This is a genomic window from Streptomyces sp. NPDC003379 (assembly GCF_053589195.1).
In genome coordinates, this window is record NZ_JBSFRK010000001.1 from 426,013 (window position 1) to 435,600 (window position 9,588).

General features: G+C 65.6%; 5 protein-coding genes and 1 pseudogene. 3 read left to right on the forward strand and 3 right to left on the reverse strand.

The features are described from left to right. Positions 1-104: 104 nt before the first annotated feature. The 3 genes and pseudogenes from brxD to ACWDVB_RS01785 form a co-directional block, all read left to right on the forward strand. Positions 105-1,430, forward strand: coding sequence for a BREX system ATP-binding protein BrxD (brxD, locus tag ACWDVB_RS01775; RefSeq protein ID WP_451515489.1), 1,326 nt, complete (start codon positions 105-107; stop codon positions 1,428-1,430). Continuing rightward, entirely contained in the window at positions 1,430-3,619 is a 2,190-nt protein-coding gene (locus ACWDVB_RS01780) for a DEAD/DEAH box helicase (RefSeq protein WP_451515488.1), read from the forward strand. The genes brxD and ACWDVB_RS01780 overlap by 1 nt, the downstream gene beginning before the upstream one ends. A gap of 1,143 nt (positions 3,620-4,762) precedes the next feature. After that, positions 4,763-5,747: pseudogene (locus ACWDVB_RS01785) on the forward strand (IS701 family transposase); the annotation flags it as partial. 309 nt (positions 5,748-6,056) lie between these two features. On the opposite strand, the gene ACWDVB_RS01790 reads toward ACWDVB_RS01785, so the two are convergent. The 3 genes from ACWDVB_RS01790 to ACWDVB_RS01800 all read right to left on the reverse strand — a co-directional run. Then, entirely contained in the window at positions 6,057-6,572 is a 516-nt protein-coding gene (locus tag ACWDVB_RS01790) for a DUF6461 domain-containing protein (protein ID WP_451611935.1), read from the reverse strand. Positions 6,573-6,827: 255 nt separating this feature from the next. Next, positions 6,828-7,535, reverse strand: a complete 708-nt coding sequence (locus tag ACWDVB_RS01795; protein WP_451515487.1) for a NucA/NucB deoxyribonuclease domain-containing protein — start codon at positions 7,533-7,535, stop codon at positions 6,828-6,830. A 968-nt stretch (positions 7,536-8,503) separates the two neighbouring features. Then, positions 8,504-9,588, reverse strand: a 1,085-nt coding sequence (locus ACWDVB_RS01800; protein WP_451611933.1) for a glycerophosphodiester phosphodiesterase family protein, incomplete at its 5' end; no start/stop codon positions are given.

The window sequence follows — 9,588 nt, forward strand, 5'->3', positions numbered from 1 at the left end:
CTCCACCGATGAGCCGGGAGCCATGAGCGCCAACGACCGTGTGCCGACCGACCAGATGATCGAGGAGCGGCGCAACACCCGCGTGCAGATGGGACTATGAGCGAGTGTTCGATCCGCGCCCTTCTCCCGTCTCCGCCGCCCGGCGGCGCACCGCCCTCGACGCGCTCCGGCGCGGTGCGGTGCCCGAGAGCGGCCTGGATCTTCTTGCCACCGGCCTCGGCCGTTTCGAGTCCGCGCTCGACGCGGAACTCGACGCGGTCGCCTCGGGTGCCTCGGTCTTCAAGGCAGTGCGAGGTGAGTACGGTTCCGGCAAGACGTTCTTCACCCGGTGGCTCGGAGAGCGAGCCAAACAGCGCAACTTCGCCGTTGCCGAGATCCAGGTCTCGGAGACGGAGACTCCGCTGCACAGGCTGGAGACCGTCTACCGGCGTCTCACCGAGCGGCTGTCCACCCCGAGCTTCCCGCCAAGTGCCCTGCGGCCGGTGGTGGACGCGTGGTTCTACGCCCTGGAGGAGGACGCTCTCGCCACCGGTGCCCACGAGGACGATCTGAGCGGCGCGGTGGAGGAGTTGCTGACCGCCCGGCTGACCGAGGTGTCGCGACACGCCCCGTCCTTCGCGGCCGCCCTGCGCGGCTACCGGACCGCGCTCGCCGAGGGCGACGAGGCGACGGGCTCGGCCATCCTCGCCTGGCTCGGCGGCCAGCCCCATGTGGCGGCTGCGGCTCGTCGTTCCGCAGGGGTACGCGGCGACCTCGACCACTTCGGGGCCCTGGGTTTCCTCCAAGGGTTGCTCACCGTCCTGCGGGACTCCGGCCACCGAGGGCTTTTCGTCGTACTGGACGAGGTGGAAACCCTCCAGAGAGTGCGATCGGATGCCCGGGACAAGGCACTCAACGCCCTGCGCCAGCTGATCGACGAAGTTCACTCGGGACGGTTCCCCGGCCTCTACCTGGTCATCACCGGGACACCCGCCTTCTACGACGGCCAGCAAGGCGTGCAACGGCTCCCACCGCTCGCCCAGCGACTCGCCACGGACTTCACGACCGATCCCCGCTTCGACAACCCCCGGGCAGTCCAACTGCGTCTGCCCGGCTTCACTCTGGAGTCGCTGACCGGTCTCGGAGTGAGCATCCGGGATCTCTTCGCGTCCGGCGCAGACTCTCCCGACCGGGTCAAGGCTCTGGCGGACGACGCGTATGTCGCCGATCTTGCCCGTGCGGTGGGCGGAGCCCTCGGCGGCAAGGTGGGGGTCGCGCCGCGGCTCTTCCTCAAGAAACTGGTCGGCGACGTCCTCGACCGCATCGACCAGTTCCCGGACTTCGACCCACGGCAGCACTACCGGCTCACGGTCGGCGGACGTGAACTCACCGACGTGGAGCGGAACCTGGCGGGAGCGTCGTCGGCCGACGCCATCGACCTGGAGCTGTGATGACTCCGGCGACCGACCCCGCCGACCGGCTCGACCCCGTCATCCTGCACCACGTGGTCAACACGCTCGGCTGGCCGGACCTGCGGCCTCTGCAACGGTCCGCGATCAACCCGGTGATGGACGGCGCGGACACCGTCCTGCTCGCCCCCACCGCCGGTGGCAAGACCGAGGCGGCCTGTCTGCCGATCCTGTCCGCCATGTCCGAACAGGGCTGGACCGGCACCTCAGTCCTCTACCTCTGTCCGCTCAAGGCGCTCCTCAACAATCTCGTGACTCGCGTCGACCGCTACGCACAGTGGCTCGGACGCCGCGCCGCACTGTGGCACGGGGACACGAAGGAGTCACAGCGTCACCGTATCCGTACCGAGAGGCCCGACATCCTGCTGACGACGCCCGAGTCGCTGGAAGCCATGCTGATCGGAGTGAAGACGGACCACGCGCACCTGCTGGGCGGTGTCCGAGCCGTCGTCGTCGACGAGGTGCACGCTTTCGCGGGCGACGACCGGGGATGGCATCTCCTCGCGGTCCTCGAACGTCTCCAACGGGTCACCGGGCATCCCATCCAGCGGATCGGATTGTCGGCGACCGTCGGAAATCCCCAACAACTGCTCACCTGGCTGCAAGGTTCCGGCGCCGGTCGACGCGCGGGTCAGGTCATCGGCCCAGAGTTCACCACCCCCTCGGGCGCACCCTCCGCCGAGGTGCCCGCGGATGACGTGGCCGGGCCCCCGCCCGGTGAGATCGAACTCGACTACGTGGGCTCTCTGTCCAACGCGGCCAAGGTCATCGCGGCCCTGCACAGGGGCGAAAAGCGGCTGGTCTTCTGTGAGTCACGACGGCAGGTCGAGGAGCTGGGAGCGGCACTACGGGCACGTGACGTCACGGTGTTCCTGTCCCACGCCTCTCTCTCGGCAGACGAGCGGGCCCGGTCCGAGCAGGCGTTCGCTGAGGCCCGTGACTGCGTCATCGTGGCCACGTCAACCCTGGAACTGGGCATAGACGTCGGCGACCTCGACCGAGTCGTCCAGATCGACTCGCCCAGCACAGTCGCCTCGTTCCTTCAGCGCGTCGGCCGTACAGGGCGTCGCGCCGGAAACACCCGCAACTGCCTGTTTCTGGCCACCCACAAGGACACTCTGCTGCAGGCCGCCGCGTTGCTGCTGCTCTGGGGCCGCGGTTGGGTCGAGCCGGTCGTCGCGCCACCCGCACCGCGACACCTCGTGGCGCAGCAGCTGCTTGCCGCCACCCTCCAGGAGCACCAACTCGGCGATCAGGTGTGGCCGGAGCAGTGGAACGGACTGGCACCCTTCGACCGTTCGGCCGCTCCCATCCTTCGTCATCTGACGAAGGAAGGCTTCCTCGACACCGACGGAGGCATGCTGTTCATCGGTTTGGAGGCCGAACGGCGTTTTGGGCGGCGTCACTTCATCGAACTGACCGCGTCCTTCACCGCGCCGCCGCAGTTCACCGTCCTGTCCGGTCGCGCCGAGATCGGCCGGATGGATCCGTCCGTGCTCACGGAGGAACGTCCAGGCCCACGACGGTTGCTGCTGGCGGGCCGCAGCTGGCAGGTGACGTTCATCGACTGGGGGCGCAAGCGGGTCTTCGTGGAGCCGGTCGACGGCGGTGGGATCGCCAAGTGGTCCGGAGGCACACTCGTCGGGCTCTCGTACGAGCTGACGCGCGCCATGCGGGATGTCCTCCTGGGCAGCGATCCGAAGGTCTCACTCACCCGACGAGCCGAGGTCTGTCTCCAGGAGTGGCGTGACGAGGATGCCCAGTACCTCGTCCACCCCGGCAGGACGCTGATCGCACGGCGCGGAAACGACGTCCGCTGGTGGACGTGGGCGGGTTATCGGGCCAATGCGACGCTGGGCGCGACACTGTCATCCATCGCCGATCCCGTCCAGCGGCCGACAGATTTCTACCTGCGGCTACGGGAGGACCTGAGCCCGGTCATGTGGCATGCCGCGCTGGACGCCGCACAGAACGGCCCGGTACGGGACACAGCACAGGCTGGCCCGGCATTGGTCTTGCCCGAGGTCGACCAGCGGGCAGTGCGTGGCCTGAAGTTCTCGGCGGCGCTCCCCCAGCGACTGGCCGTGGCCACCCTGTCGGCGAGGCTGGCCGACTTCGACGGCGCACGCGCCGCTCTGGCGGAACCGAAGCGATTTTTGATCGTCCAATAGCCTGAGTGTCCCAGGCACCCCCGCAGTGGCACTCCCTTCCCCTGGCGCACGTGACGGCTTTCAGAGGAGGTCCCGAATTGCCCATTCCCAGGAGCATGCGCCTTCCCCAGCCCGGGCCGCCCGACACCACTTGGTGCCCGGTAGCCCTCACTCTTGCCCAGAGGGGCTCCACGTCGTGCACTATGGAGAACAGGTCGAGACGCACCCCGGGCCTGCCAGGAATCCCAGAAGAAGCGCAGGTCAGGATCCCTTTGTCGCAGGCTCCAGAATCGCCACGCACTCCACATGCTGAGTCATCGCGAAACATGTGGAACAAGAACGCGTGGAAGGAGTCGCAGGTCAACGGCCCGCACGGGAGAATCAGGACAAATCAACCGTGTGCGTTACGTGCTCTGCGTGCTTTACGCGCGCGAATCTGACGCACGCTGCCGGAGGCTCTTCTGACCCGCCTGTAGCGGCCCGCGCCATATTGCCCTCCCTGATAACCACCGCTCCCTTTGCAGCTTCCTAGCATGGCGGGTCAGAGGGGTCCGTATTGAGCGGCATGGTTCTCGACGCGCGCAGGTGTCTCATCGGCTGGCAGACGCTCGACAACGCCTTGCCGCAACAACACCCACTCGAAGGTTCGAACTCCTCAGCGGCACAGGCCAGCGAGATAACGGTCGCCTGGTCTCGGTCGTAGACGACCTCCTCTCGAATACATCGAGCCGCGCTCGGCTTCTTGCAGATCTAACGCCAGCGCCTACAGCCGAAGACGTATGACCGGGCGATGGAGGTCAGCTGCACCACCTCGACACCTCGCTCGCGCGGCCCTGCGACTGCCATCAAGGCTCGGCAGACGCGCCGCTGGCACGCCATTCTGTTGTCATGACGCACTCCGACCAGGACAACGCGGCAAGAATCACAGCGGTGACACAGCGCGATGTCTTCGACTTGCTACGCACTGCGGAGGGCGGCTGGTGGGAGCGCCTGGACGAAGTCGCCTTCCTGGGCGGCCTGTACGACCTAGTACTCCAGTTGCACTTTGCTATTGCCGCTGGTCAAAGGCTTGTTCGCAAGTGTAGCGAGCTGACTTCCCGTCATGTTGCCGGAGCTCTTGACCGGCGGCATGTGATCGCTGTTGTGCTGATCGCGCAAGATGATGTGCGGCCCGATGTTTGCGCTTCGGAGCTTAAGGAGGTGCTGCTGCGAATCGGTCACCGGTTCGGTCGGGTCGATCTGCGGCGGCGGATGCGGGACTACGTGCGCGGGCTGCTCAGTCCCCTCGGCAGGAAGAACGGCTGGCAGCTGGCCGAGTACGTCGGCCATGACGTGTCGGCCGGTCTGCAGCACCTACTGAACCGGGCCGGTGGGATCCGGACGAGGTCCGTGACGACCTGCAGGAATACGTGGCCGAACGGCTCGGCGAGTCCGACGGTGTCCTGATCATTGACGAGACAGGCTTCCTCAAGAAGGGCACCACTTCGGCGGGTGTGCAGCGGCAGTACTCGGGCACGGCGGGACGTACAGAGAACTGCCAGGTCGCCGTGTTCGCGGCCTATGCCTCGGCGCGAGGCCGGACCCTGGTCACCGGCAGCTGTATCTGCCGAAGTCCTGGACGTCCAACAGGGAATGGTGCCGGGTGGCAGGGGTGGCCGGCGGCCTGGCATTCGCCACCAAGACCGAGCTCGCCCGGCACCTGGTCGCCCGGGCCCTGGCTTCACCGTTGCCCATCGCGTGAGTGATCGCGGATGCGCTCTATGGCCAGGACTGGCATTTCCGCCGCATGCTCGAGGAAGCCGGACTTGGCTACGTCGTCGCCGTGCCGAAATCGCAGCAGGTCAAGTCCCTGGCCGGGTGCTGACGCATCGACCAGCTCATCTCCAACCCACCTGACGACCCCTGGCAACGGCTCTCCTGCGGCGACGGTGCCAAGGGCCCACGCGTGTACGACTGGGCGGCTGCAATGCTGCCGGCCGTCCCGTTCTTCGAGGACGACGGGCCCTCGCACCGCAGGTGGGTACTGGCCCGCTGGAGCATCGCCCGCCCGGACGAGATCGCCGACTACCTGGCATACGCGGTCACGGCGACCACTGTGAACCAGCTGGTCACCGTTGACGGCAGCTACTGGGCAATCGAGTGCTGCTTCACTGAAAGGGAGGCCGCAGAAACGGATCTTTCCTCGTCCCGCTCAGCCTGGCGGAGATCCGCAAGCTCATAGCAGCTTGCCACCCTGGAACAGGTCACCGTCAGCGCGCACAGGACGCCCTGAGATAGTCCCGCTTTCGGCGCAGCCACCAGGCCACCGCCGAACGCTGTCACTACCAATGCCGCACCCCGCATCACGAACTCCGGCAACATGACGGGCAGCCAGCTCGCTACACTCGAAAACAAGCCTTTGACCAGCGGCAATAGCAAGGTGCAACTGGAGTACCAGTGGCGGCTACGCCCCCTGGGCTCATCCCCCGGGCGACGGCTGAGGCGGAACCGGTCCCTCGCCCGCGTAGGTGTCACCCACCGGTGCCGACGGCGCGTCGTCCTCGGTCAGCGTCAGACTGGGCCAGGGCCGGGCGAGGGTGGCGTCGTCCAGGGTGATGCCGAGGCGGTTGAGTACGAGGGCCACCACGGGTGCCACCCCTGTGTCCTCGTCCCCGTGCGCGGCGAGCGCCGCTTCCAAAGGGTCCCACCAGAGTTCGGGCCGGTCGGGCCGGGTGTGCTCCATGCCGGGCTCGAAGTTCTCGACGCAATGGCCGTCGCGCCAGTACTGGAAGACGTCGAGCCCCTCTGTGGTCAGCACGCTGTACGTCTCGGTGCCCCGGGACAATTCCGCGAGCGGTTCCTCCCAGGAACCGATGACGCCGTCCTCCTCGACACAAGAGGTCCAACTGCCGAGCCTCCCGGCCCGCAACAACGAGACCATCCCGTGGTCGGAGTCGCCCGAGGACAGCTCCGAAGCCTGGTCCGCGTCGAGCAGTTGCGCTCAAGCCGGATCGGCGCCGTACCGGGAGAACACCTCCTCGGGGCTCAGGTCGCGGGTAAAAGTGACGCACATCCAGGCTTTCGCCCAGGTGAGCGAATGCGTGTCCGCGCCTGCTGCCATGTTCTGCCTCCGTCACTTCCCCCCGGCATCATCTGCCAAGGTCGAGTCATCCGGGCTCCCGCAGCGAATGAGGCACGGCGGAGAGCCATTGTGAGATCGGTACCGGGTGGCGTGCTCGCTGGGGGTTCCTCACGCGGTCAATTTGATGCGGAAGGGGTCGCCGTCCACGAGACGCTCGTATTTGCGAAGCGAGCCGAGGACCCCGCCCGCCGAGCTGTTGGCGCGCTGGGAGATGTGGAGCCTCAAGCACGTCTCCGTACCTGAGGTCGGACGGTCGGGCCAGGTGGCGGGGGCTGACCATGCACCATTCACGACCTGAGGAGTCAGCTCGGCGCAAAGCTCGCCATTCTGGCCCCCCTCCTTCGTGCTGGCAGGTGGGAACTCGTCGCAGCTGTCCCTGTACCTCTGCCCTGGATACAAGTTAGCGAAGGGAGTGCAGGTCGCGGCGCGGTTGGCGTTCGCCGTGGTCTGATCGACCGCGTGCAAAACATCAGTGCCTCGGCGCTTCATGATCTCCTCGTAGAGAGGTACGACGATCCCGTACTTCACGTGCGACCGCGAGTAGCTCAGCACCGGTAGGTCATCGGTCGGTATGACGCAACCGCGCAGCCTAGGTTGCTCCTTGTCACAGCGGATCTTGCCGTCTGCAGGGCTGGACCAAGAGGCGGTGGGGTCGAGTGGGGCCACACCGGACATCGTCACGTACATCTTGTAGCTGGTCTGGAACGATGAACGGGTGGCGTTCGTCGCGAAAGCGTCGCCGCTGTATTTGGTTTGCCCGGTCTTTTCCTGGCCGAGCGTCAGCTCGGAGGAGCCGTACCACGGCTGCTTCGTCACGGTCTTACACCCGGCACCGCAACCGACCTGCATTTTCACCATGAGGCTCTTTACGTCTCCGGTAACCCGTACCAGCTTGGCGGTGATCGTTTCGTTGAGGTCCAGCGACTTGTAGGAGGTGGCGAGCGTGGAGCTGACCTCGATGAGGCCGGTGGGCCGGTGTCGCAGGCTTACCGGACCTGTCGTACAGCGTGTAGGTGACCTCGGCGCCAGTCATGCACAGGCCGCCGGTGCGACTCCAGTTCCATTGTCCCGGCTTGGCCAGCACACACGAGGGTGGAGGCGGCTCGGGATCGTCGCCGTCCGGCTCGAACTCCGTTTCGACGCCGGAGGCATAAGGATCATCGGCGTCGCGGGCAGCAGCTGCCGGGTTGAGAGTGTCTGCCTTCTTGCGGACTGCTGAGCCCGCTTCGCTGGGCGCGCCGTCGACGCTCACACACGCGGTGACAGCGTCGCTCCCCCTCGCTCGGGCGCCGGCCGAGAGATGGAAACAGGAATCCTCGGCAGTGAAGGCAGTACTTTGCGAGGCCGTGGCGGGAGCGGCTGGAACGGTGCCCGTGGTCTCGTTCACGACCGCAGCGAGAGATTGGGCTGACTCGGTCTAAATCTCGGCGACGTAAGCGGTGCCGGCCGCAGTAAGGCCCATGGCGAGGAGGAGGAAGCATACCCATCTGGTGCGTGGTGGTGGCATGACTGCTCTCTGATGCTGGTGGGACGGGTTCGCCCGGTCGCGGAACGCGAAGGGATTGCTGGTGGCTACAGCTCGAGTACGTGAGAGACCTGCTGCTGCTGACACCTCTTGCCGCTTCTCGGCGTCGGTCACAGACAAGCCGCTGACGTTTCACGGGGTATCTAGCACCTCGGTGGCGGTCACCTCAGCTGCTCGGAACGGCGACGTCGGCCGTCCCAGGTCGCCGAGCGAGGGTGAGCACGCGCGAAGGGATCCCGAGGAGGCCGAACGGGCGGCTTCACTGGTCGCTGGTCGATCGTCGGGGAGCGGCCTGTTCGCTGCAGTAGCTTTCCCTCCACCGCAGGTATTGGTCCGCACGATTGGTGATAACACCGTCGACACCCCACGCCGTCGCGGACTGCCATTCACTGCTGGTGTCTGCGGTCCAGATGAAAACATCGATTCCTGCTGCCTGCAATTTACCCACCACTGACGGCTGCGTCGAAAGCTCACTGAACTTCACTGCATATGCGTCAAGCGAGAGTGCACGTGCTACGGCTACGGGGTCCGCATCCATTCGTGAGCGAAGCAAAGCCACCCTGGTCTTGTAGGGGGAAACGGCCACGCTCTGTACTACGTCCTCGTCGAAGGACTGAGACAGCGTGTTCTCGGTCATTCCGGCTTCGCCCACGAGGCGGAGAGCACGATCCACATACTCGGCCTTTTGGGGCCCTTTGATTTCCAGAAGGAGTCTGACGGATCTCACCTTGGGTGAGGCCAGAACCTGTTCCAAAGTGGGAACGCCGCCTCCTCCCTTAACCACCAACTGGGCTATCTCTGCGGCAGTAAAATGGTCAACGCGTCCAGTTCCGTTGGTAGTCCTGTCCACTGTCGCATCGTGCATGATGACCGGTTTTTCGTCCTTGGTGAACTGCACATCGGTCTCCACCCATTCCGCACCGCTGTCGACGGCCGCCTCCAGGGATGCAAGGGTATTTTCCGGAGCGATCTCAGGTGCGCCGCGGTGGCCGATTGCGTGCGTTCTCAGGCATTGAGCAGCTGAGTCATATGCAGAGATACGAATGTCGTCGACAGTTCCACTGAAGTGCTCCTGCCAGGCGCCCTTGTGGAAGAGCCGACCGATCTGCAGGGCGCTGCGGGCTTGCCAGGGGGTGGTGAAACTTGCTGCCGTCTGCGGCTCACCGCCAACCAATAGTTGGACCTTTTTGGCAGTGTGGTCGTATACGCCCGTGAGATGGGTCCATTCGCCCACTTTTGCAGCATTGTCACTCATGGAGCGAACGATGTCTGTCCCGTCGGTGTCGCTCGCATGCCGGTTGAACACCCACTTGTCGTAGTGCTTCGAGTAATACAACTGAAACC

Excerpts from the sequence above, each read along its gene's own strand:
- ACWDVB_RS01780 (WP_451515488.1), top strand. The coding sequence starts at position 1,430 with ATGACTCCGGCGACCGACCCCGCCGACCGGCTCGACCCCGTCATCCTG.